At 61.4% G+C, this 26,048-nt stretch carries 25 protein-coding genes; 7 read left to right on the forward strand and 18 right to left on the reverse strand.

Annotated elements, in window-relative coordinates; translation table 11 throughout:
- The coding region (locus tag EOB36_RS35800; RefSeq protein ID WP_164897607.1) for an autotransporter outer membrane beta-barrel domain-containing protein at positions 1-4,096 on the forward strand (4,096 nt) is incomplete at its 5' end.
- A gap of 33 nt (positions 4,097-4,129) precedes the next feature.
- Positions 4,130-4,711: an invasion associated locus B family protein gene (locus EOB36_RS24845; protein WP_095488433.1), complete on the forward strand. Its 582-nt coding sequence runs from the start codon at positions 4,130-4,132 to the stop codon at positions 4,709-4,711.
- Between the two features lie 22 nt (positions 4,712-4,733).
- On the opposite strand, the gene EOB36_RS24850 is transcribed toward EOB36_RS24845, so the two are convergent.
- From EOB36_RS24850 to EOB36_RS24935, 18 genes are all read right to left on the reverse strand, one after another.
- Entirely contained in the window at positions 4,734-5,426 is a 693-nt protein-coding gene (locus EOB36_RS24850; RefSeq protein WP_095488435.1) for a response regulator transcription factor, read from the reverse strand.
- Positions 5,423-8,170, reverse strand: coding sequence for a sensor histidine kinase KdpD (locus EOB36_RS24855; RefSeq protein WP_095488437.1), 2,748 nt, complete (start codon positions 8,168-8,170; stop codon positions 5,423-5,425). Before EOB36_RS24855 ends, EOB36_RS24850 begins: the two co-directional genes overlap by 4 nt.
- 52 nt (positions 8,171-8,222) lie before the next feature.
- Positions 8,223-8,792: a potassium-transporting ATPase subunit KdpC gene (kdpC, locus tag EOB36_RS24860; protein ID WP_095488439.1), complete on the reverse strand. Its 570-nt coding sequence runs from the start codon at positions 8,790-8,792 to the stop codon at positions 8,223-8,225.
- 12 nt (positions 8,793-8,804) lie between these two features.
- Positions 8,805-10,898, reverse strand: coding sequence for a potassium-transporting ATPase subunit KdpB (kdpB, locus tag EOB36_RS24865; RefSeq protein WP_128285931.1), 2,094 nt, complete (start codon positions 10,896-10,898; stop codon positions 8,805-8,807).
- On the reverse strand, positions 10,895-11,110 hold the full coding sequence (locus EOB36_RS24870; protein WP_127206111.1) for a hypothetical protein: 216 nt from the start codon (positions 11,108-11,110) through the stop codon (positions 10,895-10,897). The genes kdpB and EOB36_RS24870 overlap by 4 nt, the downstream gene beginning before the upstream one ends.
- 38 nt (positions 11,111-11,148) lie before the next feature.
- Positions 11,149-12,852 carry a potassium-transporting ATPase subunit KdpA gene (kdpA, locus tag EOB36_RS24875; RefSeq protein ID WP_128285932.1) on the reverse strand — a complete coding sequence of 568 codons (1,704 nt, stop codon included), beginning with the start codon at positions 12,850-12,852 and terminating at the stop codon, positions 11,149-11,151.
- A 32-nt stretch (positions 12,853-12,884) separates the two neighbouring features.
- Positions 12,885-12,974 carry a K(+)-transporting ATPase subunit F gene (gene kdpF / locus EOB36_RS24880; protein ID WP_032918612.1) on the reverse strand — a complete coding sequence of 30 codons (90 nt, stop codon included), beginning with the start codon at positions 12,972-12,974 and terminating at the stop codon, positions 12,885-12,887.
- Between the two features lie 369 nt (positions 12,975-13,343).
- On the reverse strand, positions 13,344-14,834 hold the full coding sequence (locus EOB36_RS24885) for a hypothetical protein (protein ID WP_127206109.1): 1,491 nt from the start codon (positions 14,832-14,834) through the stop codon (positions 13,344-13,346).
- Positions 14,835-14,878: 44 nt separating this feature from the next.
- Positions 14,879-15,580 (reverse strand): class I SAM-dependent methyltransferase, encoded by a 702-nt coding sequence (locus tag EOB36_RS24890; RefSeq protein ID WP_128285933.1) that lies wholly within the window; start codon positions 15,578-15,580, stop codon positions 14,879-14,881.
- Entirely contained in the window at positions 15,561-16,610 is a 1,050-nt protein-coding gene (locus EOB36_RS24895; RefSeq protein WP_095488450.1) for a glycosyltransferase family 2 protein, read from the reverse strand. Before EOB36_RS24895 ends, EOB36_RS24890 begins: the two co-directional genes overlap by 20 nt.
- Before the next feature lie 153 nt (positions 16,611-16,763).
- Positions 16,764-16,946 carry a hypothetical protein gene (locus EOB36_RS24900; protein ID WP_128285934.1) on the reverse strand — a complete coding sequence of 61 codons (183 nt, stop codon included), beginning with the start codon at positions 16,944-16,946 and terminating at the stop codon, positions 16,764-16,766.
- Complete coding sequence (locus EOB36_RS24905) at positions 16,946-17,134, reverse strand: DUF3606 domain-containing protein (protein ID WP_095488451.1); 189 nt, start codon at positions 17,132-17,134, stop codon at positions 16,946-16,948. The genes EOB36_RS24900 and EOB36_RS24905 overlap by 1 nt, the downstream gene beginning before the upstream one ends.
- A 55-nt stretch (positions 17,135-17,189) precedes the next feature.
- On the reverse strand, positions 17,190-17,450 hold the full coding sequence (locus tag EOB36_RS24910; protein ID WP_158302661.1) for a DUF982 domain-containing protein: 261 nt from the start codon (positions 17,448-17,450) through the stop codon (positions 17,190-17,192).
- 155 nt (positions 17,451-17,605) lie between these two features.
- A complete protein-coding gene (locus EOB36_RS24915) occupies positions 17,606-17,836 on the reverse strand; it encodes a hypothetical protein (protein ID WP_095488453.1) in 231 nt (76 codons plus the stop codon).
- Positions 17,837-17,952: 116 nt separating this feature from the next.
- Positions 17,953-18,714 carry an NYN domain-containing protein gene (locus EOB36_RS24920; protein ID WP_126104910.1) on the reverse strand — a complete coding sequence of 254 codons (762 nt, stop codon included), beginning with the start codon at positions 18,712-18,714 and terminating at the stop codon, positions 17,953-17,955.
- Between the two features lie 90 nt (positions 18,715-18,804).
- Positions 18,805-19,128 (reverse strand): Atu4866 domain-containing protein, encoded by a 324-nt coding sequence (locus EOB36_RS24925; protein WP_245467881.1) that lies wholly within the window; start codon positions 19,126-19,128, stop codon positions 18,805-18,807.
- Between the two features lie 41 nt (positions 19,129-19,169).
- On the reverse strand, positions 19,170-19,559 hold the full coding sequence (locus tag EOB36_RS24930; RefSeq protein ID WP_245330013.1) for a carboxymuconolactone decarboxylase family protein: 390 nt from the start codon (positions 19,557-19,559) through the stop codon (positions 19,170-19,172).
- 97 nt (positions 19,560-19,656) lie between these two features.
- Positions 19,657-20,382 carry an SDR family oxidoreductase gene (locus tag EOB36_RS24935; protein WP_095488457.1) on the reverse strand — a complete coding sequence of 242 codons (726 nt, stop codon included), beginning with the start codon at positions 20,380-20,382 and terminating at the stop codon, positions 19,657-19,659.
- Positions 20,383-20,503: 121 nt separating this feature from the next.
- Between EOB36_RS24935 and EOB36_RS24940 the strand changes: the two genes are divergently transcribed.
- From EOB36_RS24940 to EOB36_RS24955, 5 genes are all read left to right on the forward strand, one after another.
- Positions 20,504-21,394 (forward strand): LysR family transcriptional regulator, encoded by an 891-nt coding sequence (locus EOB36_RS24940; RefSeq protein WP_095488458.1) that lies wholly within the window; start codon positions 20,504-20,506, stop codon positions 21,392-21,394.
- A gap of 21 nt (positions 21,395-21,415) precedes the next feature.
- On the forward strand, positions 21,416-21,562 hold the full coding sequence (locus EOB36_RS34460; RefSeq protein ID WP_158302662.1) for a hypothetical protein: 147 nt from the start codon (positions 21,416-21,418) through the stop codon (positions 21,560-21,562).
- Positions 21,563-22,140: 578 nt separating this feature from the next.
- Positions 22,141-22,437 carry a hypothetical protein gene (locus tag EOB36_RS24945; protein ID WP_095488459.1) on the forward strand — a complete coding sequence of 99 codons (297 nt, stop codon included), beginning with the start codon at positions 22,141-22,143 and terminating at the stop codon, positions 22,435-22,437.
- Positions 22,438-22,616: 179 nt separating this feature from the next.
- Positions 22,617-24,050 carry a DUF1254 domain-containing protein gene (locus tag EOB36_RS24950; RefSeq protein WP_095488460.1) on the forward strand — a complete coding sequence of 478 codons (1,434 nt, stop codon included), beginning with the start codon at positions 22,617-22,619 and terminating at the stop codon, positions 24,048-24,050.
- Between the two features lie 55 nt (positions 24,051-24,105).
- Positions 24,106-25,626: a DUF1254 domain-containing protein gene (locus tag EOB36_RS24955; protein WP_095488461.1), complete on the forward strand. Its 1,521-nt coding sequence runs from the start codon at positions 24,106-24,108 to the stop codon at positions 25,624-25,626.
- Positions 25,627-26,048: the final 422 nt, after the last annotated feature.

Consider the following 26,048-nt stretch of genomic DNA (forward strand, 5'->3'; position numbering starts at 1 on the left):
CTCCAGCACCGCCAAGTCCTACAATATCGGCGGCAGCAGCCAGACCAGCGTCAACGTCAACATGGGCCTGGCCGGACATGGCGGCGGCGCCAGCGAAGCCAGGAAGGTGACCGTCAACAATTCCGGCCTCATCACCACGCAAGGCTTCGGCTCGTCCGGCATCATGGCGATGGCGGTCGGCGGCGGTGGTGGCGCAAGCGGCGCGGCTTCGGCATCCGACGAAACCGTCGGCGGCGGTGCCGGCGACGATGGCAAAACGACGGTTTCGATCGGCGTAGCGCTCTCTCTGCCGGGCGGCACGGCCGGCGACGGCGGCGAAGTGTCGGTCACCAACAGCAACTGGATCATCACCGACGGCGCCTTCTCCTATGGCATCAGCGCCAGCTCCATCGGTGGCGGCGGTGGTGTAGGCGGCTCGGCGTCGGCTGGTGCCGAAGCCGAATACGCGATCGGCGGCGCCATAGCCGGCTTCGGCGGCAGCGCCGGCGAAGGCAAGCTCGTCGAGGTCACCAATCAGTCCACCGGCCTGATCTGGACCAGGCAGGAAAATTCCATCGGCATTTTCGCGCAGTCGATCGGCGGTGGCGGCGGCGCCGGCGGCGCCGGCAAGAGCACGGGCAGCGACGGCGGCACCGTGGACGTCAAGTTCTCGATGGGCGGTCTTGGCGCCGGCGGCGGCGATAGTGGTGAGGTCCATGTCACCAACAGCGGTATCGTCCTGACGGACAAGGCCAATTCGCACGGCATCATGGCGCAGTCGATCGGCGGCAGTGGCGGTGTCGGCGGCGCGGCCGGTTCGACATCCGCCGACGCCTCTGTTTCCATTTCGGCGGCTCTTGGCGGCCTTGGCGGCAATGGCGGCATCGGCAAGTTCGTCCATGTCATCAACAATACGACCGGAACCATCATCACCCAGGGCGACAATTCCTATGGCGTCTTCGCGCAGTCGATCGGCGGTGGCGGCGGTGCGGCCGGCAGCGGCTCGACCGAAACCGGCGAGGCCGAGTCGGTGGCGGTCAATTTGTCGATCGGCGGCATCGGCGGCGAAGGCAGTCGCGGCGGCGACGTGACGGTCGACAATCATGGCCTGATCCAGACCACCGGCTATCTGTCGCACGGCATCTTCGCCCAGTCGGTCGGCGGCGGCGGCGGCGCATCAGGCGCCGCGGCCAGCGCCTCGACAGCCGACATGTCGATCGGCGGCGCGGTTTCGCTGCCGAGCGGCGACGGCGCTAATGGCGGCCATGTCATCGTCAACAATGACGGCGTCATCGAAACCACTAAGGACGGCGCGATCGGCATCTTCGCGCAGTCGATCGGGGGCGGCGGCGGCTATGGCGGCACAGTGTCGGCAGACACGGCCGGAGACAACTCGATTGCGCTGCAACTTGGCGGCTTCGGCGGCAATGGCGGCAATGGCGGCGAGGTGGACGTCACCATCTCTGGTGCGATTATCACCCATGGCGAACGCGCGCATGGTGTTGTCGCGCAATCGGTCGGCGGCGGTGGCGGCTATGGTGGCGACGCCAAGGGCAAGAGCTCGAATGCGCTCGCCATTGGCGGGCTCGGCGGCAATGGCGGCGATGGTGGCGACGTCACCGTCATCCGCACCGGCACGATCACGACGACGGGCAAGGATTCGATTGCCATCATCGCGCAATCGGTCGGCGGCGGCGGCGGCTTCGGTGGCGCCGGCTTTGGCCGTTTCGGCGCCGACGACGATGGCGGCGGCCCGAACGCCATCGGCTTCAACACCCCTGGCGGCACCAAGGGCACCGGCGGCAAGGTTACCATCATCCAGGACGGTGAGATCGAGACGGACGGCGACCGCGCCCATGGCATTATCGCGCAGGCTGTCGGCGGCGGCGGTGGCGCTGGTGGCATGGCCTCGCTGGCGATGGGCCAATCGGCTGCCGGCTCGCAAGGCGGCATCGGCGACGCAGCCGCGGCCGAAGCGACGGCGATGAGCCAGGTCTGGGTAAAGGGCGCGAGTTCGTATGCGCTGTTCGGGCAAAGCGCCACCGGCCAAGGCAATTCCGGCGCAGTCGACCTGATCGCGGAGGGCAATTTGTTCGCACAGGGTGCGGATTCGGTCGCAGCCTATGCCGAAAGCACGGCCAGCGGGTTGAAGGGCAATATCAGTCTGGACCTGAAAGGCCAGTATACAATAGGCGGCGGCAGCACTGGCGTGGCAGCCATGCTGGTCGGCGGTCAGAACAATACGCTGAACAACAACAGCCTGACTTATGCGATGGGGCTGACGGGATCCTTTTCTTTCCAGAATGAGGCAGACCTGGCCGAATACCTCCAGGAGCTTGTGGCCGGTGGACCCGTTGCCCCGAAGAAGGCGATCCTGGAATCGCTGCTGGACGATTTCAGCCCGTTGTCGATCACCGGCACCTCGGGCAACGATCTGGTCAACAATCAAAGGACAGCCAGCACGCTTGGCCGCGTTATCGGCAATATCGATCTCGGCGGCGGCATAAACGGTTTCCACAACTTCGCCAATTCCTCGATGGTCGGCCTCAAGACCATCGACCTCGGCGGCGGCACCTTCCTCAACGACGGCCTGATGACCAACAAGGGTATCGCGGTCGTGGAGACAGTTGATGTGACCGGCGGCTTCACCCAAATGGCCACCGGCGATTTCGTCACCGACGTCGATCTCAACGATCAGATCACCGACGCCCTTGCCTTGACCGGCGCCGGCGACTTCAACGGCGAGGCGCCGCATAACGTCCTGTCGATCGACAAGCTGTTTACCGAATATCTGCTGGCGAAAGGCTCCTCGATGGTCGATTCCGGCATCACGCCGACGACCTTGCATCCGGCGGTCGGCTTCAATTTCCTGACCAGGGTGGACGACGGCACCGATCTCGTTCTCTACGCCGACAATCCGACCTTCCTGGAACTGGCGCAGGATCCCAACTCCGGCACCAACGACCCGGGCGTGTTCGAGATGGCGCAGTATCTCGACGATGTCGAGGCGTCGTCGAGCCCGGACAATCCGATGGCGCGGCTGATCAATATGCTGCGGTTCCTGCCGGATGAGGCGTCACTCGGCGCAGCGCTGACGCGACTGACGCCGCATTACGCGGTGCATGCGTTCGAGATGGTCAACCGCTCGGCCGACATCATGCTGGAAACGGCGCGCGAATGCACCGGCGTTCCCGCATACAGCAATCCCGACGGGCGCTGCGTCTGGGGCGTGATCAGCCCGCAGGCCGACTACAGCCGGGACGCCGGGGCGGGAACGACCAGCCGCGACGATGTGTTGAAGACGATGTCGTTCGGCGCCATTGGCGAGGTCAACCAGAACTGGTCGCTGGGCGGCACGATCGGGCGGACAGAGTTCGATTCCGAGATCCATTTCAACCAGGATCTGCTGTCGACCACCCAGGGTGAATCCTGGCAGGCCTACGCGTTGGCGAAATACGAGAACAAGAACTATTTCGTCGACTTCGCCGTTGGCGGCGGCACCGGCATGTTCGACGGCCAACGCGACACGCATGTCGACCAGGTCGGCTATATTCCCGGCGAAACGCTCGAAGGCGTCTATCTGCCGGAACTGCTGCTCGAGGGCATCGGCAACAGCGTCACCTATACGCAAAGGACCGCCCAGTTCGGCGGCTCGGCACGGTTCGGCGTGACCCAGCAGATGGGCGCGTTCTACCTGCAGCCGACCTTGCAATTCGATGCACGCTGGCTTCGCGTCTCCGGCAAGGAAGAGGGTTCGGTTGCCGCCTTCAATTTCGACGACAGTTCCAACACCTATTATTCCGCGACGCCAGGCCTCGAGCTCGGCACCGACATCGCGCTTAGCGACATCGCCAGCCTTCGCGTCTACGGAAAGGCAGGCGTGGAGTTCTCGAACAAGAAGTGGGAGATCGACGGCCAATTCGCGGCCGCGGAAGATCTACCCGGCAATCCGGCGCTGCACTTGACACAGGAGGTCGATTCGCCGCTCTATCGCGTCGGTGCCGGCCTCGAACTCAATGGCGTGAACGGCGTCGGCATGGCCGTCAGGTACAATGGCGCCTTCGGGGAAACAGTAAAACAGAACGCGGTCAGCGCGTCCCTCAAGGTCAGCTTCTAGCTGGCTTGAGGTGGAGGGCAAGAGGGGGTCTTCATGAGAAAGCGGGCGTATTTCGCGGCTGTGCTGGGCATCGCCTTCATCGCCGGCCTGCCGGCGGCAATGGCATTGGCCCAGACCAAGACCGACAAAGCCGTGCCGGCCGACGTGGCCAAGCCGCCGCAACTGCCCGGTGGCGCGTCGGCCCTGTCCGAGACGCATGGCGACTGGACGGTCAATTGCCAGATCATTGGCAAAACCAAGGCATGCAGCCTGTCGCATCAGCAGTTCAACAAGCAGAACGGCCAGCGCCTTCTGGCGATAGAATTGGCGACCAAGGCCGCAGAGCAAGCCGACGGCACCTTGGCGCTGCCGTTCGGGCTGGCCCTGGCCAAGGGCATCAATCTCGAAGTTGACGACAAGAAGCTGGAGGGCATCCTGCAGTTCAGCACCTGTCAGGCCGTCGGTTGCCTGGTTCCCGTGACATTCGACGCGAAAATCACGCCGCTGCTCAAGGCCGCCACCATTTTGAAGATCAACGCGGTCGCGGTCGATACGGGCCAGCCGATCAGCTTTCCCATCTCGTTGGCCGGCTTCAGCGGCGCGCTTGCCCGAACCGCGGAACTCTCGGCAGACTGAGCGTTGTCCACCCGGATTGTATTCAGTCAACTTCTCGCAAGCGGTATCCGACGCCGGTTTCGGTGGTGATGTAGCGCGGCTGGTCGGGCGTTTTCTCGATCTTCTGCCGGAGCTGCCGCACATAAACCCTGAGATACTGCACGTCGGTCGAATCGCCCCAGACCTGGTTCAGCAGAAACCGGTGGGTAAGAACCCTGCCGGCGTGCTGGACGAGGATGCGGAGGATGTCATATTCCTTCGGCGAGAGCTTTATCTCCCTGCCCTCGACGGTGACGATCCGTTTCACCAGATCGACCGTGAGATCGCCAGTGTGGAAAACAGGCTTCTCGCCCTGCTGCTGTAATTTGTGGCGAAGCGCCACGCGAATGCGCGCGACAAGCTCGTTCATGCCGAACGGCTTGGTGACATAGTCGTCGGCGCCCAGTTCAAGTGCCGAGACGATGCCGGCCTCATCGGTGCGGCTGGAGAGGATGACCACGGGGACGTCAAGGCCATCATCTCGCCATTTGCTCAGCAATTCGTGGCCGCCCATGCCGGGCAGGCCGAGATCGAGCAGGATCAAGTCCGGTTTTTCCGTCTCCATGAGCTCGATCGCCGCCTTGGCGTTCGGCGCCTCGCTGATCGCATAGCCCTGGCTGCCAAGGCCGACGCGAAGCAGCTTGCGGATCGGCGGTTCGTCATCGACGACCAATATCCTGACGTCCAGATTCGTCATGCCAAATCATCCAGATCGGGGCCGCCCACATTTTGGTCATCGCCGTTGGGGTCGTCCACGGCGGGCAATTCCGTCGGCACCGGCATTCTGATGGTGAAAACCGCACCCGAGCGGTCGGTCCTGCTGGCCGCCGAAATTGTCCCGCCCATCGCTTCGATGAAGCCGCGGCAGATCGACAGCCCGAGCCCGGTGCCGGCACGGACCTGATCGCCCTTGCGCACCCGGTAGAATGTGTCGAAAACGCGTTGCAGATCGGCCGGCGGAATGCCCGGCCCCTCGTCCATGATCTGCAGGATGACGAAGCCATTGTCGAGCCAGCCCTGCAAGCGGATCGTCGAACCAGGCGGCGCATATTTTGCGGCATTGTCGAGGAGGTTGAACAGCACCTGCTCGAACAGGACGGGGTCAAGCCTCAGCATCGGCAGGTCAGCGGGAATGTCTATGTCGGTCTTGTGTTCGCCGATGATTTTCCTGGCTCGGTACAGCGCGGAGCCGACAATATCGCCGACATAGTGGAACGCGTAGTTCGGCTCCATCGCTCCGGATTCGATCTTGGTCATGTCGAGCAGATTGGCGATGAAGCGGTTTAGCCTTTCCGATTCGTCGAGCACGGTCGAAAGCAGGTCCGCACGGTCCTGTTCGGGAAGTGCCGGCGCGAATTCCCTTAGCGTGCCGGCCGCGCCCATGATGGCGGCAAGCGGTGTTTTCAAATCATGGGAAATGGAGGTGAGCAGCGCAGAGCGCAGCCTGTCCGCCTCGGCGGCGAGCTTGGCCCGGTCGACGTCGGCGACAAGCTGGATGCGCTCGATGGCGACCGCCGCCTGGTCGGCGAGCGCATCGAGCAGGCGCTGCTGCTCGGGCGTCAGCAGCGGGCCTTGCTTGTCGTTGTCGAGGCCGACGACACCGACGGCGGTGCGCCCCGTCCGCAGCGGGAGATAGAGGCGTTTTGCCCCTGGCAGCGTGTCGGCGCCGCGTCCCGCGGCGCGGTTGTGTTCCCAGGCCCAACGGGCGGCCGCGATGTCGGCCTCGGCCAGCGTGTCGTCGGGCGGATAGCCGGCCTTGACGGTGATCGAGCCGTTTTCGGGCAGAAGCAGCACGACCCGCAGCTTCAGCATGGAGGCGATCTGGAAGGCAGTCGCCCAAAGCACGTCATCGAGCGTGGCAGTTCCCGCTAACTTCTTTGAGAACAGATAAAGGTCCTCGGTGGTGCGAGCGCGAGACTGTGCCGCCACGGCCTGGCGCTGCACTCGTGCCGTCAAATTGCTGGCGATGATCGCGACGCAGAAGAGGAAGCCGAGCGCGACGACACTTTCCGTGTCGCTGATGTTGAAGGTGTAAAGCGGGTCGAGAAAGAAGAAATTGAAGGCCAAGGTGCTGAGAACAGAAGCGAATATCGCAGGCCACAGACCCGCGGTGACCGCAGATACCAGCACCGCCATGAGGAAGACTAGGGCGATGTTTCGCACGTCGAGCACACGCGACAAGAGCAGCCCGAAAAGTAGCCCCGCGACGACGTAGCCGGTAACGATCAAATAGGGCTTGATGTCGAAACGCGCCGGGTGGGCCGGGGTGATACCGCGCGACGGCTGCGCTTGTGCCTGGACGTCGCCGGAGACGACATGGACACTGATCTTTCCCGCGTCGCGTATCAAATCATAGGTGACGGCGCCGTCAAACAATTGCCGCCAGCGCGGCTTGCGCGGCTTGCCAGTGATGATGTGGGTGACGTTGTTCGCGGCCGCGTAGCGCAGAATGTCGGCGGCGACGTCCTGGCCGGGTATGGTGACGGCAGCGCCGCCCAATTGTTCGGCAAGGCGAAGCGTCGATGCTAGCCTGTCGCGATCCTGCTCGGACAGGCCCGTCGAACGCGGCGTCTCGACGTAGAGCGCGAGCCATGGTGCGCGCAGCCGCTCGGCCTGGCGGCGAGCATAGCGCACAAGGGACGCGCTGCGCGGATCCTCGTCGACCCAGACCAGGACACGTTCGCTGGCCGCCCAGGGCCCCGGTATCGCGTGGGCCTGCATGTGGATCAGCAACTGCTCGTCGACGCGCTGGGCGGTGCGGCGGAGCGCCAGTTCCCGAAGCGCCGTCAGATTGCCCGGCGAGAAATAGTTCTCGATGGCGCGCTGGGCGGTGCTGGGGATATAGACCTTGCCTTCCTCGAGCCGCTTGATCAGGTCGTCGGGAGTGAGATCGATGATCTCGATGTCGTCAGCCTGGTCTATGATAGAGTCTGGGACCGTCTCGCGTACCCTGACGCGGGTGATCTGCGCCACGACATCGTTCAGGCTTTCGACATGCTGGATGTTGAGCGTCGTATAGACGTCGATGCCGTGCGTCAGGATTTCCTGAACGTCGAGATAGCGCTTGGGATGGCGGCTGCCCTGCGCGTTGGTATGGGCAAGCTCATCGACGAGGACCAGCGCTGGACGCCGGGCAAGGATGGCATCGAGGTCCATCTCCTCGAGGATGCGCCCCTTGTAGTCGACCTGACGACGGGGAATCAGCTCATAGCCGTCGACCAGCGCCTGGGTTTCTTTGCGGCCGTGCGTTTCGACGACGCCGATCACCACGTCGACCCCGTCGGCCAATCTTGCACGGCCCGACATCAGCATTTCATAGGTCTTGCCGACACCGGGCGCTGCGCCCAGGAATATTCGCAGGCGACCGCGCGCCTCCCGCTCCGCATGATCAAGCAGCGCGTCGGGTGAGGGTCTGGTTTCGTTGCGGCTGTCGTCCGGCATCAGAATCGATCATGAATGGCGCCGGGGATGGTGTCGATCCCCGGCCCACCATTCATTGCTTGGTGGCCTCGTCCAGTGCCAGATTGAGCGTCAGCACATTGACCACCGGCTCTCCCATGAAACCGAGCTCGCGGTTCTCGACATGGCTGTCGACGAGGGATTTGATCCCGGCTTCATCCATCCCCCTGGCCTTGGCTACCCTGGCGACCTGGAAATAGGCGGCTTCTGGGCTGATATGCGGATCGAGGCCGCTGCCTGAAGTCGTGATCAGATCCATCGGTACCGGCTGGTCCGGATTTTCTGCCTTCAGCCTGTCGGCGTCGCCCTTGATGCGGTCGATCAGCTTGGGATTGGTCGGACCGAGATTCGAACCGCTCGAAGCGCTGGCATTGTAGCCGTCGCCGGCGGCCGATAGGCGACCGTGGAAATAGCGGTCGCTGGCAAAAGCCTGGCCGATCAGTTCGGAACCGATGACCTTGCCGTCTTTCTCTATCAGACTGCCATTGGCCTGGCGCGGGAACACAGCTTGAGCAATGCCGGTCATGCCGATCGGATAGACCAGGCCGGTTAGCACGGTGAAGAAGACAATCATGACGATCGCGGGTCTGATTTGCTTGAGCATGGACGTAATTCCTTATGCGAGGCCAAGCGCGGTGATGGCCATGTCGATCGCCTTGATGCCGACGAAGGGGACAATGATACCGCCGAGGCCATAGACAAGAAGGTTGCGGCTGAGCAGCGCGCCGGCGCCGATGGCGCGATACTTGACGCCTCTCAGCGACAGCGGGATCAGCGCGATGATGATCAGCGCGTTGAAGATGATGGCCGAGAGAATGGCGCTCTGCGGCGTTGCCAGATGCATGATGTTGAGCGCCTGCAGCGGGCCTGACGTCTGCCCCGGCGCGATGTAGAAGACGGCGAAGATGGCCGGGACGATGGCGAAGTATTTGGCCACGTCGTTGGCGATCGAGAAGGTCGTCAGCGAGCCGCGCGTCATCAGCAGCGCCTTGCCGATTTCGACGATCTCGATCAGCTTGGTCGGATCGCTATCGAGGTCGACCATGTTGCCGGCTTCGCGCGCGGCGACCGTGCCGGTGTTCATGGCAACGCCGACATCGGCCTGGGCAAGGGCGGGCGCATCATTGGTGCCGTCGCCGCACATGGCGACGAGCTTGCCCTTGGCCTGTTCGTCGCGGATCAGCTTCAGCTTATCCTCGGGCGTCGCCTGGGCAAGGAAGTCGTCGACGCCGGCTTCTGCCGCGATCGCCGCCGCCGTCATCGGATTGTCGCCGGTGATCATCACCGTTCGGATGCCCATCTTGCGCAGTTCGGCGAACCGTTCCCTGATGCCGCCCTTGACGATGTCCTTGAGATGGACGACGCCGAGCAGGCGTCCGTCGCGCTCGACCGCCAGCGGCGTGCCACCGGATTTGGCGATGTCGTCGGCGATTGCCTGCAGGTCGCGGACGGTGTCGCTGCTGGGGCGCGTGGCATGGGTGGCGACGGTCGACTGATTGACATGGGCGAGCACGGAATCGACCGCGCCCTTGCGAACCGATGAGCCATCGATGTCGACGCCGCTCATGCGGGTTTGTGCGGTGAAGGGCACGAAAGTGGCATGCAGTGTTGCCATGTCGCGGGCGCGGATGGCGTATTTCTCCTTGGCCAGCACGACGATGGAGCGGCCTTCCGGCGTCTCGTCAGCGAGCGAAGCGAGCTGCGCCGCGTCGGCCAATTCCTGCTCGGTGACGCCTTTGACCGGACGAAATTCCGTCGCCTGGCGATTGCCGAGTGTGATCGTGCCGGTCTTGTCGAGCAGCAGTGTGTCGACATCGCCCGCCGCCTCGACGGCGCGGCCCGACATGGCCAATACATTGAACCGCACCAGGCGATCCATTCCGGCGATGCCGATCGCCGAAAGCAGCGCGCCGATCGTCGTCGGGATCAAGGTCACGAACAGGGCGACGAGCACGGTCACCGAGATGTAGCCGCCCGAATAGGAGGCGAAACTCGGGATCGTCGCCGTCGCCAGCACGAAGATCAGCGTCATGCCGACGAGCAGGATGTTGAGCGCGATCTCGTTGGGCGTCTTCTGGCGCTCGGCGCCTTCGACGAGCGAGATCATGCGATCAAGGAACGTATGGCCGGAGGCCGCGGTGATGCGCACGCGGATCCAGTCGGACAACACCTGAGTGCCGCCGGTCACCGCGGAACGGTCGCCGCCGGATTCTCGAATGACCGGGGCGGATTCGCCGGTGATCGCAGCCTCGTTGACCGAAGCGACGCCTTCGATCACCTCGCCGTCCGACGGAATGATGTCTCCGGCCTCGACGAGCACCGCGTCGCCGACCTTCAGGCTGGTGCCGGGCACCAGCTTGAATTTGGTGCGGTCGTCGCCGGTCAACAGCTTGGCCTGAGTCTCGGTGCGCGCCTTGCGCAGCGAATCGGCCTGCGCCTTGCCTCGGCCTTCGGCGACCGCTTCGGCGAAGTTGGCGAAAAGCACGGTGAACCACAGCCAGATGATGATCTGCAGGGAGAAGCCGAGATCGCCGCCGCCGGTGACGAGATCCTTGACGAACAGGACTGACGTGAGCGCCGAGACGACAGCGACGACGAACATCACCGGGTTCCGCATCAAGGTGCGCGGGTTCAGCTTCCTGAAGGCGCCGCCGATGGCGGGCAACAGGATACGAGCATCCATGATAACAGCGGATTTGGACTGGCTCATTTGGTGGCTCCAGTGTCGATGTTGTTGGATGGCACCGACCGATCGGATGCCGAAAGCAGATGCGGAAGCCCGTAAGCCAGCAACCAGATCACGATCATGACTGCCGCGATGCCAAGGAAGGTGGACATGGTCGGGAAAGGAGGAGGGGTTGCCTCCCCCTTCCGATCGGCGCGATGCCGGATCTTGCGACGAATAGTTTCGAACCAGGACATGACATTGATCCAAGGTGGGGATCCAAGGTGGGGTGGTTTCAGAATGTCTGCCCGTGGATGCCAGCCAGGTGCTCGACGATCGGTCCGACCGCCAGCGCCGGGAAAAACGTGAGGCCGCCGACGATCAGGATGACGCCGACCAGCAGCCCGACGAATAGCGGCCCGTCGGTCGGGAAGGTGCCGGCTGAGGCAGGGGCCGTCTTCTTGGCGACCAGCGAACCGGCGATTGCCAGAGCCGGGATGATGACCAGGAAGCGGCCCATCAGCATGCCGATGCCGAGCGTGATGTTGTACCAAGGCGTGTTGCCGGTCAGGCCGCCAAAGGCCGAGCCGTTGTTGGCGGCAGCCGAGGTGTAGGCATAGAGGACCTCGGAGAAACCGTGCGGGCCGGCATTGGCGATGGAAGCGACGCCTGTCGGCAGCACCACCGCAATGGCGGTGAAGATCAGCATCGCCAGCGGCAGGCAGAGAATGGCCAGCATTGCCATCTTGATCTCCTTGGCCTCGATTTTCTTGCCGAGATATTCGGGCGTGCGTCCGACCATCAGCCCGGCAACGAAGACAGCGATCACGATGTACATCAGGATGCCGTAGAGACCGGCGCCGACGCCGCCGACAATGACCTCGCCGAGTTGCATGTTGATGATCGGGATCATGCCGCCAAGCGCGGTGAAGCTGTCATGCATGGCGTTAACGGCGCCGCAGGACGCGGCCGTGGTGATGACCGCAAACAGCGCCGATAAAGCGATGCCGAAACGTGTTTCCTTGCCTTCCATGTTGCCGCCGTCGATACCGAGCGCATGCACCAGCGGATTGCCTGCGGCTTCCGCCCAGTAGCAGACGGCGACGCCAGCGATGAACAGGACGCCCATCGCGGTCAAGATCGCCCAACCCTGGCGCTGGTTGCCGACCATGCGGCCGAAGACGTTGGTCAGCGCCGCGCCGATGGCGAAGATCGTCACCATCTGGATCAGGTTCGAGATCGCATCGGGATTTTCGAAGGGATGCGCGGCATTGGCGTTGAAGAAGCCGCCGCCATTGGTGCCGAGCATCTTGATGGCGATCTGTGAGGCGACAGGCCCGACTGCGATCGTTTGCTGCGCGCCTTCCAGCGTCGTTGCGTTGACATAGGCGCCGAGCGTCTGCGGCATGCCGAGATAGACATAGATCAGCGTCAGCACGATGCAGAGCGGCAACAGTAGGTAAAGGGTGGACCGGGTCATATCGACCCAGAAATTGCCGATCGATTTGCCGGAAGCCTTGGCGAAGCCGCGGATCAGCGCGATCGCGATGGCGATACCGGTCGCCGCTGACAGGAAATTCTGCACGGTGAGGCCGGCCATCTGCACGAGATAGGACATCGTGCTTTCGCCGCCGTAGTTCTGCCAGTTGGTATTGGTCATGAAGCTGGCGGCGGTGTTGAAGGCGAGCCCGGGTTCGACGGCGGTCATGCCAGCCGGGTTATAGGGCAGGCTGCCCTGCAGCCGTTGCAGGAAGTAAAGCACCAGGAAGCCGGCCAGGTTGAAGAACAGCAGGGCCGCCGCATAGGAGGTCCAGTGCTGCTCCTCGCGCTCGCTGGTTCCCGAGATGCGATAAAGGCTCCGTTCGAAAGGCCCCAAAATCGGCGACAGGAATGTGCGTTCGCCGCTGAAAACGCGATACATGTAGCCGCCGAGCGGCTTCACGAGCAAAATGACGATCCCGCAATAAACGAGGATCTGTATCCATCCGTTGAGAGTCATTGAAATAGCTTTCCGTGCCTGGCCAGTTGCTGTCAGAAGCGTTCTGGCCGAACGAGGGCGTAGGTGAGATAGGCGAGCAGGAACAAAGTCACGCCGCCACCGAGGATGTAGTCGAGAAGCATGTTGCGATCCTCCCGCTTAAAGACTGTCGCAGGCTTTGATGTAGGCAAAAGAAAGGGCGAAGAACAAAACCCCTATCCCGAGAACGACGATGTCCATCGTGCATGTTCCTTATTTTCGTTTGTTTTCGCGTCTCCTGCAGGCGGCAGGCCGAAATCATGCGGAAACGTCCCGCCACAACGGCAGAATGACCGAGATGTGTATTTCCGGTAGAATATGGCTCGAAACACCATAAAGGTTCGAGACGTGGCGAGCGGGAAAGAAATAAAAATCCTATAGGGATTTTGCCGTCGCGATCTCAACAGAGGCACGGCGTTTGAAAACAAGATGGCCCGGACAGGCCGTGCGCCGGCGCGAGACGCTGCTGAAAATCAATGATCGCGCATGTAGATCACAGCATAGTCGTCCGTGTATGCCCGCTTCCAGCCCAGTTCGTCGAAGAACGGAATGCGGCTGTCGTCCGCCGTCAGCAAGGCCCAGTCTATCGCATACTTATCGAGCTGGGCTTGGAGGACAGGCTTTCCGCCGCTGCGCCCCATTTGCTCATCTGCTTTCGCGAAGCCATTCAGAAAGAGCTGGTCTGTGCGGCCATCGATGAACGTCTTGATGCCATGGAAAATCAACGTGCCGCCGAAATCGTAGGAATTCAGCAGATTGCCTGATAAATTGTGGGTCTGGGCGAATGCGAGCGCATTCTTGGCCGAGGTCTTCTGGCTCGGCGCGACCGGATAGGTGGCAATGAAGGCCGCCGATGCCAAAACCAGCAAGACGGCAATTCCACCCCAGACTTGGCGGAACCGCCGCACGAAAAATTGTTCAAGCCCGTCGCGCTTTTCCTCCGCCCATTTCCGGGCCGAAAGTGCTGGATATTGCTGCGCAACCTCCACGGCGAGGACGATCGGGACAAGCAGAAAGAACAGGTAAATGAAACGTATGTGGGTGAGATAGATATGCAAGGTGAAGACAAGGAACAACGCCTTGGCCCAGCCGATCTGCAGTCTCGAAACCAGCAGCCCGAAAAAGACAATCAGCAGGGCCATCTCCTGGAAACCATGCTCAGAAGCGTTGAACGGCCGCCACTCCATGATGTAGGGCACCGCTTCATTGCCATAGGCCACCGTGAATGTGGCGAGTATGGCCTTGACGCCATAGGGATTGAGCAGGCTGACCAGCGGACATAGCAGCCCGAAGGCGACCCATTTGGCAAGGAGCGCGGGGTTGGACAGGCGTATGCGCATGAGAAGATCGAGGCCGGCAAAAGCCGCGATGACGAAGCCGAAGGTGAACGTCGCGTGGAGGTTGGCCCACAGGCAAAGCAGCGGCAGCAGCCATAGAGGCGGGGCCTGCTCGTTGCGCGCGGCGTCGAAAAGATACGCGGTCCAGACGACGATGATGGGCAAGGTGAAGATGTGCGGCCGCGCGATATAGACGGGGTCGATCAGGAGCGCCAGAACGATCGTTAGTCCCACCGCCAGTGTCGGCTTCAGCCAGACGCTGAGATGCCACGACATCAAGAAGACCGTCAGGACGACCATGGCGATCGTCAGCAGCGCCACACCGCTCCAGCCAGCTGCGTCATAGGCAAGCGCTAGAAGAACCTGCCCAAGCCATTCCTTGGCGATCCATGGATGGCCGGCAAAGGTGTAGGAATAGGTATCGATCGTCGGGAATGCGCGGCTTGCCAGGATATCCTGCCCGACCTTGATATGCCACCAACTGTCGGGGTCCTGGAGCAACGAAGCGGCGAGGGCAAGGAGCGCAGCCGCCATGACACCCGCGGCGACCAGGCAAAACACCAGCCTTGCGCGCCGGGCGTCGTCTATCAACGGCGGTGCTTCACGGGAAGCCTGTATCTGGAGCATAGAATATCCCTGAGCTGCTTGCTGCCGAGCATCTCTATTGATGGTCAGACGGCAGGCTTGATCGCATGCACGAAATACTGGGCTCCAAGGGGAACCGTGGCGAGGAAGCGCTCGAACGGCCGCAATCTTGCGAATAGGCGCGGGAAAAAAATCCGGTAGACGATATCGGCCCTGGAGAAGCCCGCCGCGGCCACTCGCGCACGCATGTCGCGGCCGTTGATCAGAACCGCGTTCTCGTCGAAAGCACAGCTTCGCACTGCGTGCGTCGTCAGCGGATTCAAGGGATTGTGCTCGAACAGAAAGAAGCTGCCGCCACTGGCCAGCACTCTCTCGATCTCCTTGATCAGGCCGACATGGAGGTTTTCAGGGATGTGATGGAACACGCAGGCGGCGAAGGCGAGATCGAAACTCGCGTCCTCATATTGGATCGTTTCGCCGTCGAAGTGCCTGAAATGAGCCTGGCCGGGAAAGCGCTTGTGGGCGATGTCGAGCGACTGCGAGGACGGGTCGAGCAAGGTGATTTCGCTGTCGGGAAAGGCGGCGCGCATGGGTCCCAGCGAGTTTCCGACGCCCGCGCCGAAGTCGAGTATCCGCCGCGGCTTCACGCCCGAGCGGGCGAGCCTTGCCGCGACGTCATCGATTTTGTACTGCGCAAAGAAATCCGGCGTCTCGCCGCTCAGCCGGATGCTTGCGGCATGCTGCTGCTGATATTCCTGCGCGAACTGGTCAAATTCTGCCTGAAGCACGCGCGGCTCCCTTCGTCAGCTCCCCGGCCATCTCCTGCAGGCGATGGACGGGCAGCTTCTCGGAGGCGGGATCGTGGGCGGCAATCTCGTTTACCAGGTAGAGGGGCCGTCGCTTGGTCTCCATATACATGCGCCCGAGATACTCGCCGAAAATCCCGAGGACCAGAAGCTGAACGCTGCCGAGAATCAGGACGATCGCAGCCAGGCTGGTCCACCCCGGCAACACGCTGCCGACGAACCACGAGAACAGTGTGTAGCCGAGAGCGGCAAGCCCGAGAAAACCGAAGATCATGCCGAGATGCGAGGCAAACCGCAGGGGCACGGTGGAGAAACTCGTCATCGCATCAATCGCCAGCAACACCATCTTCCTCAGGGGATAGTGCGTGGCGCCGGCGAAGCGCTGGTGCCGTTCATAGGGAAAGGCCACCTGTTTCAAGCCGATCCAGCTCACCATGCCGCGAATGAAGCGGTAGCGCTCGGGCATCGCATTGAGATGATCGAGCGCACGGCGGCTCATCAGGCGAAAGTCCCCGGAATCGAGCGCCATGTCGACATCGACCATCTTGCGCAGCAGGCGGTAGAACACGGCCGCGGTCGTGCGCTTGAACCAGCCTTCGCCTTGCCGCTTCAGCCGCTGGCCATAGACGACGTCGAATCCCTCATCCATCTTTGCCATCATGGCTTCGAGCAATTCCGGCGGGTCCTGAAGGTCGGCGTCGAGAATGAGAATGCGCTGGCCGCGACAAAACTCCAGGCCGGCGCTGAGCGCAATCTGGTGGCCGTAGTTGCGGGCAAGATCCAATCCGACGACGTGGCTGTCCTGTCTGGCGAGATCGAAAATGGCCTCTCGGGTACCGTCGGTTGCTCCATCGACGACCAAGATGATCTCGTAAGAATGCCCCGCTTGTTCACGGCAAGCGGCTGTCACGCGCCGGTAAAGCTCGGCGATTCCGTCGATTTCGTTGTAGCACGGCACGACAACAGACAGCGCGATAGCGCGTCGCGTGGCGATTCTCTCTGTTTGCGCCAAAAGCCCAGCTCCCGTTACTAGAACGGGAATAGGCCGAATTTGTTAGAAAACCGATAAACCGCTCAGGCCGGCCCGCGACGTCAGACAAACGACGCGTGACGGACACATGCGACGGGGATACGGAGAGGGCGGACGCTCCGCCAAATCGGCCGTTCAGCCTTCGGCCTTGAAGTTCTTGGCTTCCTTCTCGACGTTGGCGCTGTCCTTGCCGTGCTTGCGCATCAGATCCTTCGCTTGGTTGGGAGAAACGTCGGTGGTCTCGGCCAGGCGCAGGGCCTCCTTGTCGTCCGGCTCGCGTTTCTTCCGGTCGGCCATTGCGGTCTTCTTGTCAGCCATCACAACGCCTTTATGCTCTCGGCGATTTCGTTCAGCACCTTGCGGTCGGTGCCGTGGCGCTTGATCAGCGTGCGTGCCTGGTCGGGAGTGATGCCGGCTTCCTCGGCGAGATGCCTCACCTCATAGTCTTCGTCGCCGGCTACTTGTGAGCGATCGCGGTTGTCGGTCTTGGTCTTGTCGTCGGCCATGGCAGTTCTCCTCGTTTCGACCTAGGGCATAACGACGGAGATTTCGTGAGGTTCCTTAGTGCCGGCCTTCGCGCACGAACACATCGGCTTCCTTGGCGGCGGCCGCGAATGCCCGCCGCGCACTGCCAACCGCCCGCCGCTGCTCCATCGCATCCATCATGGCTTTCAAGGCCGCGCGATATTTCGGCCCGCGCTTTTCGTCTGGCCACTTGTCGACCAGAAGCGAGGCTGCCTGGACCGTCCTCGTCACAGCGAGGGGGCGGCCGATCCGTTCGCTCTCGATCGTCACGGGAATGTCGAATTGTTCGTCACGCATCACCGCCACTCCTTGACTCCGAAGACAGCAACGGCGCAGCGGGGTTATACGTTCCGATGACGAATGGCGTGATCCATCCCGATCACAATTCATGGTTACTGAGTGGCTTACGTCGCCGGTAGTTCAGACAGTGCACAAGCTAGGGGCGGCATGCACTAGCGGGACCGATGGTCGAACACGACCCCCATGGTCCTACCAATTGCGGTCATGACGACAAGCTCGACCAGATGGTCGTCGCTGTCCTCACAAGCTGGGTCTGCTCGGCGGATGGCATCTATTGCGGCTCTGGTCGATATGGTGTCGCCGGCGCGGAATTTTGAAAGCGCAGATGAAACAAGTTCCTGGACGGTCAAGTCAACGGCAGGCGCTCTCGAAACGATGTTCATTGGCCTCCTCCGCCCCTCTCCCATGAGAATATTACGCCGAATGGCAGTTTTCGCCAGCGAAATAGTGGTCAGACCAGAGGCCAATCGGGCCGGGGATGCTCACCTTTTTGCAGGGGTCAGCGCGACGCTGCCGATTTCGATTTCTCTCGGCTCCTCGCAGCTGGCTTGATCCTTATACGCACCGCCCCACCCTCGGGATGATCGATCTCAAAGGCATTGGTTTTCCGCACGAGATCGCTCAGCTTGCGAAAGCCGAAGGTTCTGGGATCGAAGTCCGATGCCAGATTTGCGAGCTGATTGCCGACAATGCCGAGCGGCACCCAGCCGTCCTCGGTTTCCATCTGTGAAATGACCTTGGTGATGATCGGCGTCGCGGCGCTGGGCGGCTGCAAAGATTTCGTCGGCGCCGCATCCTGAGCGTTGGCTGGCGCAGTCGGAAGCAGGTTCTCGGTGTATACGAACCGGCGGCATGCCTGCCGAAAACTCTCCGGTGTCTTCTGCTCGCCAAACCCATAAACGTCGATCCCATGCTCCCGGATGCGAGCGGCAAGGCGGGTGAAATCGCTGTCGGAGGACACCAGGCAGAAGCCTTCGAACCGCCCGCTGTGGAGAAGGTCCATCGCGTCGATGACGAGCGTGATATCGGATGCGTTCTTGCCGGTGGTGTAGGCGAATTGCTGCTGCGGGATGATCGCGTGCTTCGACAGTACATCGGCCCACGCCTTCGAACGGGTGCTGGAGAAGTCGCCATAGATGCGACGAACGCTTGCCTCGCCGATCTTTGCGATTTCCTCGAACAGCCCGTCGGCAATCTTGGCCGAGGCATTGTCTGCGTCGATCAGCACAGCAAGCCGTGGAGAACGCGGTTCGGTTGGCACGGTGGGCCCCCTGTTTCTGGCTTCGCACCAAATGACATAATGCCATATGGTGCAGCGGTAACCTTTTTATCGAGATTCGACGAACGGCACCTACTTCTTCCGGTACAAGATCATACCTGCGTGGTGCAGCACGCCGTCAATAAATTCGCCATCGGCGGTAAAACCGGTGTCGTCCCAGTAGTCGATGTGGTTGCCCCGGATCTCATAGCGCCCCTGGTATGCGCTCTCACGGTTTCCGCGCGCTTCGTCATAACGACCGTTTGGAAGCAAGTTGTGACGGATATGGCCATCGGCCGTGACCCACATCCCGACATAGGGGTGGCTTTCCGAAACCTGGGTAGATGTGGTTTGCTCGATATTCATCTGGGTGAGACCTTTCTGTGCCGGTAGGACGGCCGCGCCGGCAAGAAGCATGGCAGCGGCAAGCATCGAAACCTGTTTCATGGGACAGCTCCTCAGGGTTGTTTGCCGGGAGCGGCGCGACGCTCAGCGAACAGCTCGGAGAGCGCTTGCGATGCTGCGATCGCGCGGGGAAATCCGGCCGGAACCGTCACCATGTAGATGACTTCTTTCAGCTCACCCTCGGACACGCCGATATTCAGCGCATAGCCGGCGTGGATCTTCATGAAAGCGGCCTCACCCATGGCTGCGAATACCGCGACGGCGGCGAGTTGGCGTGTGCGGTTGTCGAGCCCCGGACGGGACCAGACGTCGCCGAGCGCATAGCCCTGGGTTGCTCTGGCCAGGAACGGAAACTCCTGTCTCATGCGCTCCAGCGTCGGCTGCGGAGCGCCACTGTTCAGGCTCCTGACGACGGCATCGCCGCGTTGCAGCCGCTCTTCCATCGTCTGCGAGAGAGCCGTTTGGGGAACCGCGCCGAGCAGCAACGCGGCGCCAATCGCGATGCACGAGCTGTGAAAACGGGAATCCATTTTTGCCTCCCTATTTGTTGGCTGTCGGCCGGATGACGATCTCGTTCACATCGACATCGTCCGGTTGTTCGATGACAAAGCGCACGGCGCGGCCGATCGCGTCGGGCTGCAGCGCAATGGCGCGATAGGTCTTCATCGCTTCCGCCGCCATCGGATCGGTGATCGTGTCGGCGAGCTCGCTCTCGACCACGCCGGGATGGATGCAGGTGACGCGGATGTTGTCGTGCTCCTGCCGCAAGCCATCGGAGATGGCGCGGACCGCATATTTGGTTGCGCAATAGACAGCGGCTGTCGGCGATACCGAAAGCGCGCCGATGGAGGCGATGTTGACGACATGGCCGGAGCCTCGGGCCGTCATCTCCGGCAGCACCGCGGCGATGCCGTAGAGCACGCCCTTGATGTTGACGTCGACCATTCGGTCCCACTCATCGATCTTCATCGAGGCCATCAGCGACAACGGCATGACGCCGGCATTGTTGACGATCACGTCGACGCGTCCCCAGGCCCGGCGCGCCGCGTCGGCAAAGGCGGCGACATCGGTGCGGTCGGTCACGTCCAGTCGGCGTGTCATTGCCTCTCCGCCCTTTGCCCTGATCTCTTCCGCGAGCGCGTCCAGCCGATCGGTGCGGCGCGCACCGAGCATGACCTTTGCTCCGGCAGCACCGAGCTCCCGGCCGATGGCGGCGCCAATGCCGCTCGAAGCCCCGGTGATGAGCACGACTTTGTTGAGGGACATGTTTCGTCTCCATCTGGTTGATCTTGCGAACCGCGATGCAGCGGTTGCCACGAAGATGGATCTGTTTCACTGTTGCGATAAGACGATCATTCCTTCCCAGAGAGGAAAGCACAGCTAACCAATGCAGCCGGATCTTAATGCGCTTGCGGTCTTCGCCCTCGTTGCCGAGGAGCGGAGCTTTCGCGCGGCTGCGGACCGTATGGGCGTCACCCGCTCGGCGGTGAGCCAGACGATGAAGCGGCTGGAAGAGACGCTCGGTATTGCGCTTGTCCGGCGCACGACGCGAAGCGTCAGCCTGACCGAGGCCGGCGAACGCCTCTACGCCGAGATAGCGCCCGCCATTGCCGACATGCGCGCGGCAATCGAGACCACCGGGGACCTGCGCGGGCGTCCGCGCGGGCAGCTGCGGCTCGCCGTCTCGTCGATCGCCGAGCGCTTTCTTTCAGGGCCGTTCCTGGCGACCTTTGCCGAAGCCAATCCTGAGGTACAGATCGACATCACGGTGACGGACGAGGAATTCGATATCGTCGCAGAGGGATACGATGCCGGCGTCAGGCTCGGTGAGGTGATCGAGCAGGATATGATCGCGGTGTCTGTCGCCGGTGACGAGCGGCAGCTTGCCGTCTGCGCGCCGGCCTATCGCGATCGGTTCGGGGCGCCTTCGCATCCGAGGGAGCTCGCGGGCCATCGCTGCATTGGCTGGCGCCGCGCACCGAAGGTCGCGCCCTATCGCTGGGAATTCGCCGAGAACGGCAACGAGTTCAGCGTCGCCGTTGCGCCGGAGATCACGACCAACGACATGGCGCTGATGATCAAGCTCGCCATCGCCGGCGCCGGCATCACCTTCGGCATGGAAGAGAGCTTTCGCCCGTGGATCGATCGAGGCGAGCTGGTGCCGATTCTTGAGGATTATTGCCCGCGCTTTGCCGGCTTCTACCTCTATTATCCAAGCCGTCGCAACGTAGCGCCGAAGCTGCGCGCCCTTGTCGATCACCTACGGCGTTTTGGTTAGCGCGTTTCGGCGCGGACGCTGATGAAGGCATGGCAGGACGCCGTGCTGACGCGCATGTTCTACAAGACCTACGAGGCGGCACCGACCAGCCCACCATCCTTTTGGGGCGGAGTCCAGATCGTCAACCTCGCTGGACGCACCGGCATCTCGATGTTGCAATTACATTAGCGTAAGCGCATGTTTTCATCAGCCGGCGCAAGCCGGTTAGGCCCGGTAGCCGGCCGGTCACCCCCAATAGGCTGCCGGGCCGCCCGCCTGCCGCGTTTTCCCGATGTCACGGCTTTTTCCGGTTTGCGCGGCAATCCGGTCCAGAAGTGCTTCGCCGCCCATCGGCCGCGCAGATCCCGACATCGGCGGCGCGGCAATGCAAGTCGAGCCGTGCGTTCAATTTACTCGCAGCGATAGCCGAGCAAACATGGAAATAAGTGCACTGTCACCGTAATTCGCAAACCCTTGCGCTATAGGGGATAGAATCAATTCGCGACGAAATGACGGTCGTTTGCGACCCCGCGACGCAACAGGTCACGCGCAATGGGCGGGATCCCACCACAGGGCGCCGCACAGGGTCAGCGGCACCTCGGTCGGGGGAGCGGCTACTAGTCCCCATGGACGGCGACGTAACTGGACCCGCAGGATTGATAGCAGGTCCCGCCACATCGCAATTACGTGGCGGCCACGTAACTTACACACTGCTGCTGGAACACCACGAATGCCGAGCCTAGGCTGCTTTGACAGCGGGTGGCGCAATGGCAGCGAGTACCAGACTAAAGGGCAGAGAGAGCGCATTTTCAGCGGCAGCACGACGGTTCCCGCAGTCCGAATTCTTGATCCTTCGGTTGATGGACCGAAGCGAAGCTTTTTGTGACATGTGCGAAGAACTTGCTGAAGCGGAAGACGCATTGTCGAAGGTCTACACCGTTGCGGTGGAATTGCGTGAGACGATGGGGGCCGAATGGCAAGAATTGATAAGCAGGTTGACCGAGGAAGTCGGAACCGCACTGCAGGACAAGGAGGGGCTCGTGAAGCCGCGCCCGAACGGCTGATTAGTCGGCGCCTGCGAGCGTCATCCATTTTGTCCCAGCCTTGCTATCGCAGCGTCAGCACAGGACGACGCGCAGGAGCTCGCCAAGACCCAAAAAAATGAGAACACCGGCGCCGCCTGCCGGCGCGAACTGACGAAAAGAATTGTGAAATACACGAACTCGATAAAGGAGTACGGCAAATGTTGACAAAGCGAGATTTACTTCGCTCGGTCGCGGCGATTGCCGCTGGCGCCGCGATTGCGAACCCAAGCCTGCTGATGGCGCAGAGCTACCCCGGCATCATCGAGGCAAAGGACATCGCCGAGGAAGGCTTCATCTACGGCCTGCCGCTCGTGATGAACTATGCCGTGATGAATGAATTCGCCGTCGACCCGAAGTCCAGCCAATTCAAGGCGCCGTTCAACGAAATCAACAACATGCATCAAGTCGCCTCACCGGCGGACACGGCAGTCGTCACCCCCAACAGCGACACTCCTTACTCGATCCTATGGCTGGATTTGCGCGCCGAGCCGATGGTGATCTCGGTGCCGGCGGTGGAGAAGGACCGCTACTACTCGGTTCAGTTGATCGACGGCAACACCTACAATTTTGGCTATATCGGCTCGCGCGCCACGGGAAACGAGCCGGGTTCCTATCTCGTTGTCGGACCCGACTGGAAAGGCGAGAAGCCCGTCGGCATCAGCCAAGTCTTTTCCTCGACCACCCCGTTCGTATTTGCCAACTTTCGGACCCAGCTCATCAACGCCGAAGATATGCCGAACGTGGAAAAGGTGCAGGCCGGCTACAAGGCGCAGCCGCTTTCCGCGTTTCTAAAAAAACCCGCCCCGCCCGCCGCACCGACGATCGAGTTCCTTCCTGCCACCAGTGCCGGGATCAAGGAGAACTTCTTCCAATATCTCGATGCGGCGCTGGAATACGTCCCCGAGACGCCAAGGGACAAGGAGATCCGTGCGAAACTAGCGAAGATTGGCATCGGTCCCGGCAAAACCTTCGAGTTGAAGGACCTATCGCTCGAACACAAAGCCGAAATGCTGATCGGCATGAAGCAAGGTGACGATAAAATCAACAAATGGCTGGCCAGCGGAAACAAGCCCATCAACGGCTGGAACGTCAGCTCGCTTCTTGGCGACGAAGCCTTCTACAACGGCGATTGGTTGCTGCGGGCCGGAGCTGCAAAGGCAGGCCTCTATGGCAACGATGCAGCAGAGGCCATGTACCCCTTCACCAGAACGGATGCCACCGGGGAACCGCTCGACGGCAGCAAGCACAACTACACTCTCACCTTTCCCGCCGGGCAACTCCCGCCGGTGAATTCCTTCTGGTCGGTAACGATGTATGACGGCAAGAGCCAGTTCCTGATCAAGAACCCGATCAACCGCTACCTCATCAACTCGCCGATGTTGCCCGGCATGATGAAGAACGAGGATGGCTCGCTCACCCTCTATATCCAGAAAGACAGCCCCGGCGCGGATAAGGAAGCTAACTGGCTGCCTACGCCCAATGGCACGATCTATCTCGTGATGCGCCTGTACTGGCCGAAGACGGAAGCGCCTTCAATTCTGCCGGCCGGCGAAGGCAGCTGGCAGCCGCCCGGTATCAATGTGGCGCAATAATTATCCCGACCGTGAATTATCCCGACCATGCTGAGATGTCGATGAGGAGAGAGTTATGATACGCACGACGAGAATGCTTTGCGCCACCGCCGCGGTGGTCCTGATAGGCTTGGGCACCGCTTCCGCCGAAGCGCCGAAGATGAAAATGACGACGCCGATACCGGATTCGATCGTCACGCCGGAGAGTGTGGACACCAGGCTTGGCAAGTTGAACTTTTTCGATGGCTTCCCGGATGACGCCACCTCGGAGAAGATCTACGACAATCTCGATTTCATGCGCGGCGTCGACGCTTTTCTCAACGCCATGCCCGGCGCGTCGGTTGAAGCCCTGCGGGTTGGATTGGCTAGCCAGGGCGCCGACAACAATCAGACCATTCTGATCTTCGAAAACCTGATGGATTCGCATTCGTTGTTCCTCACCGGCAACACCGAAAGCATCTACAATCTGATGTGGCTGGATACCAAGGCCGGTCCGCTGGTCATCGAGACGCCGCCCAATATCCTGGGCATGATCGACAATCACTGGTTCCAATATGTCGGCGATGTCGGCAATGCCGGCCCGGACAAGGGCAAGGGTGGAAAATACCTGCTTTTGCCGCCGGGTTATCAGGGCGAGATACCCGAAGGCTATTTCGTGTTTCGAACCTCGACTTACGGAAACCTGTTCTTCTGGCGCGGCTTCCTCGAAAACGGCAGCACTGCAACCGCGGTCGAAAACACCAAGAAATTCGCCAAGGTTTATCCCCTTTCGGAAGCCGGCAATCCGCCGCCGATGAAGATCATCAACACCTCGGGCAAGGAGTACAACACGATCCATGCCAATGATTTTCACTTCTTCGAGGAAGTTAACGACATCGTCCAGTACGAGCCGAACGAGGCCTATCACCCGGAAGTGCTCGGACAGCTCGCCGCCATCGGCATCGAAAAGGGCAAACCCTTCGCACCCGACGAGCGGATGAAGAAGATCCTCACCGAAGCCGTCGCCGTCGGCAATGCGACGGCGCGCACCATCACATTCAAGACCCGCATGAAGGACGCCTATTATTATCCGGACAGTGCCTGGTTCACCGGCTTTGTCGGCGGCAACCACGAGTTTCTTCTGCAGCCGGGCGTTCGCTATCTGGATGCCCGTGTCCTGTTCCACTACTATGCCACGGGTATCACGCCGGCCATGGCGATAAAGCGCGTCGGCATCGGTTCGCAATACGCCGGCGCCACCACCGACAAGGATGGCAAACCGTTCGATGGCGGCAAGACCTATAAGATCCACCTGCCGCCAAACATTCCGGCAAAAGAATTCTGGTCGTTCGTTGCGTATGACAATCAAACGCGTTCGATGCTGCAGACGGACCAGCAATTCCCCAGCATCGGCAGCGACAAGAAAGACATTGTGATCAACGCGGACTCCTCGGTCGATGTCTGGTTCGGTCCGACAGCGCCGGAAGGCCATGAGGCCAACTGGGTCCAGACAGTTCCCGGCAAGGGCTGGAACGTCCTTCTTCGCCTCTATGGCCCGCTGGAGTCCTGGTTCGACAAGACCTGGAAGCCGGGCGAGTTCGAACTGGTGCAGCAATAGAGCTGGTTAAAGGCATTCCGCGACAGCCTGTCGAATCCGGTGGCCTCAAACGTTACGGCTGTCGATCATTGTAGCTGGCCGTGTTTGACGGCGGGATAAGCTATTGAACGGATCGGATGGATTTTGCTTTCGGGTCATGGCTTTTCGCAAACCTTCTCTCAGAGAACGGCTGCAATGGGGTCAAACCCGGGCATCCTGCCGTCGTTGCGGGCGTTTTAGCGAACGTAGTCAGATACCAAGACATCGACCCTTAGGTGGCGTTCGTATGAGATGCCAACGGCCATTTTAGCGTCGCGGACTGAACGGTCCGCAGTGCGCTGGGCCAGTACTAGCCCGTAGGTTACAGTTAGTTACGTTCCCTGACGTGAGCCGATCGGCCAAGGTCACTCACAGCCGTCATATCCCATCGCCCCGCAAGAGGA

It is taken from the genome of Mesorhizobium sp. M6A.T.Cr.TU.017.01.1.1 (assembly GCF_004023115.1).
Taxonomy (GTDB): domain Bacteria; phylum Pseudomonadota; class Alphaproteobacteria; order Rhizobiales; family Rhizobiaceae; genus Mesorhizobium; species Mesorhizobium mediterraneum.

What these genes read in the sequence shown, in the direction of transcription:
- EOB36_RS24845 (WP_095488433.1), top strand. Translation starts at nt 4,130, where the DNA reads ATGAGAAAGCGGGCGTATTTCGCGGCTGTGCTGGGCATCGCCTTCATC.
- EOB36_RS24850 (WP_095488435.1), bottom strand. Translation starts at nt 5,426, where the DNA reads ATGACGAATCTGGACGTCAGGATATTGGTCGTCGATGACGAACCGCCG.
- EOB36_RS24855 (WP_095488437.1), bottom strand. Translation starts at nt 8,170, where the DNA reads ATGCCGGACGACAGCCGCAACGAAACCAGACCCTCACCCGACGCGCTG.
- kdpC (WP_095488439.1), bottom strand. Translation starts at nt 8,792, where the DNA reads ATGCTCAAGCAAATCAGACCCGCGATCGTCATGATTGTCTTCTTCACC.
- kdpB (WP_128285931.1), bottom strand. Translation starts at nt 10,898, where the DNA reads ATGAGCCAGTCCAAATCCGCTGTTATCATGGATGCTCGTATCCTGTTG.
- EOB36_RS24870 (WP_127206111.1), bottom strand. Translation starts at nt 11,110, where the DNA reads ATGTCCTGGTTCGAAACTATTCGTCGCAAGATCCGGCATCGCGCCGAT.
- kdpA (WP_128285932.1), bottom strand. Translation starts at nt 12,852, where the DNA reads ATGACTCTCAACGGATGGATACAGATCCTCGTTTATTGCGGGATCGTC.
- kdpF (WP_032918612.1), bottom strand. Translation starts at nt 12,974, where the DNA reads ATGCTTCTCGACTACATCCTCGGTGGCGGCGTGACTTTGTTCCTGCTC.
- EOB36_RS24885 (WP_127206109.1), bottom strand. Translation starts at nt 14,834, where the DNA reads ATGCTCCAGATACAGGCTTCCCGTGAAGCACCGCCGTTGATAGACGAC.
- EOB36_RS24900 (WP_128285934.1), bottom strand. Translation starts at nt 16,946, where the DNA reads ATGGCTGACAAGAAGACCGCAATGGCCGACCGGAAGAAACGCGAGCCG.
- EOB36_RS24905 (WP_095488451.1), bottom strand. Translation starts at nt 17,134, where the DNA reads ATGGCCGACGACAAGACCAAGACCGACAACCGCGATCGCTCACAAGTA.
- EOB36_RS24910 (WP_158302661.1), bottom strand. Translation starts at nt 17,450, where the DNA reads ATGCGTGACGAACAATTCGACATTCCCGTGACGATCGAGAGCGAACGG.
- EOB36_RS24915 (WP_095488453.1), bottom strand. Translation starts at nt 17,836, where the DNA reads ATGAACATCGTTTCGAGAGCGCCTGCCGTTGACTTGACCGTCCAGGAA.
- EOB36_RS24925 (WP_245467881.1), bottom strand. Translation starts at nt 19,128, where the DNA reads ATGCTTCTTGCCGGCGCGGCCGTCCTACCGGCACAGAAAGGTCTCACC.
- EOB36_RS24930 (WP_245330013.1), bottom strand. Translation starts at nt 19,559, where the DNA reads ATGGAAGAGCGGCTGCAACGCGGCGATGCCGTCGTCAGGAGCCTGAAC.
- EOB36_RS24935 (WP_095488457.1), bottom strand. Translation starts at nt 20,382, where the DNA reads ATGTCCCTCAACAAAGTCGTGCTCATCACCGGGGCTTCGAGCGGCATT.
- EOB36_RS24940 (WP_095488458.1), top strand. Translation starts at nt 20,504, where the DNA reads ATGCAGCCGGATCTTAATGCGCTTGCGGTCTTCGCCCTCGTTGCCGAG.
- EOB36_RS34460 (WP_158302662.1), top strand. Translation starts at nt 21,416, where the DNA reads ATGAAGGCATGGCAGGACGCCGTGCTGACGCGCATGTTCTACAAGACC.
- EOB36_RS24945 (WP_095488459.1), top strand. Translation starts at nt 22,141, where the DNA reads ATGGCAGCGAGTACCAGACTAAAGGGCAGAGAGAGCGCATTTTCAGCG.
- EOB36_RS24950 (WP_095488460.1), top strand. Translation starts at nt 22,617, where the DNA reads ATGTTGACAAAGCGAGATTTACTTCGCTCGGTCGCGGCGATTGCCGCT.
- EOB36_RS24955 (WP_095488461.1), top strand. Translation starts at nt 24,106, where the DNA reads ATGATACGCACGACGAGAATGCTTTGCGCCACCGCCGCGGTGGTCCTG.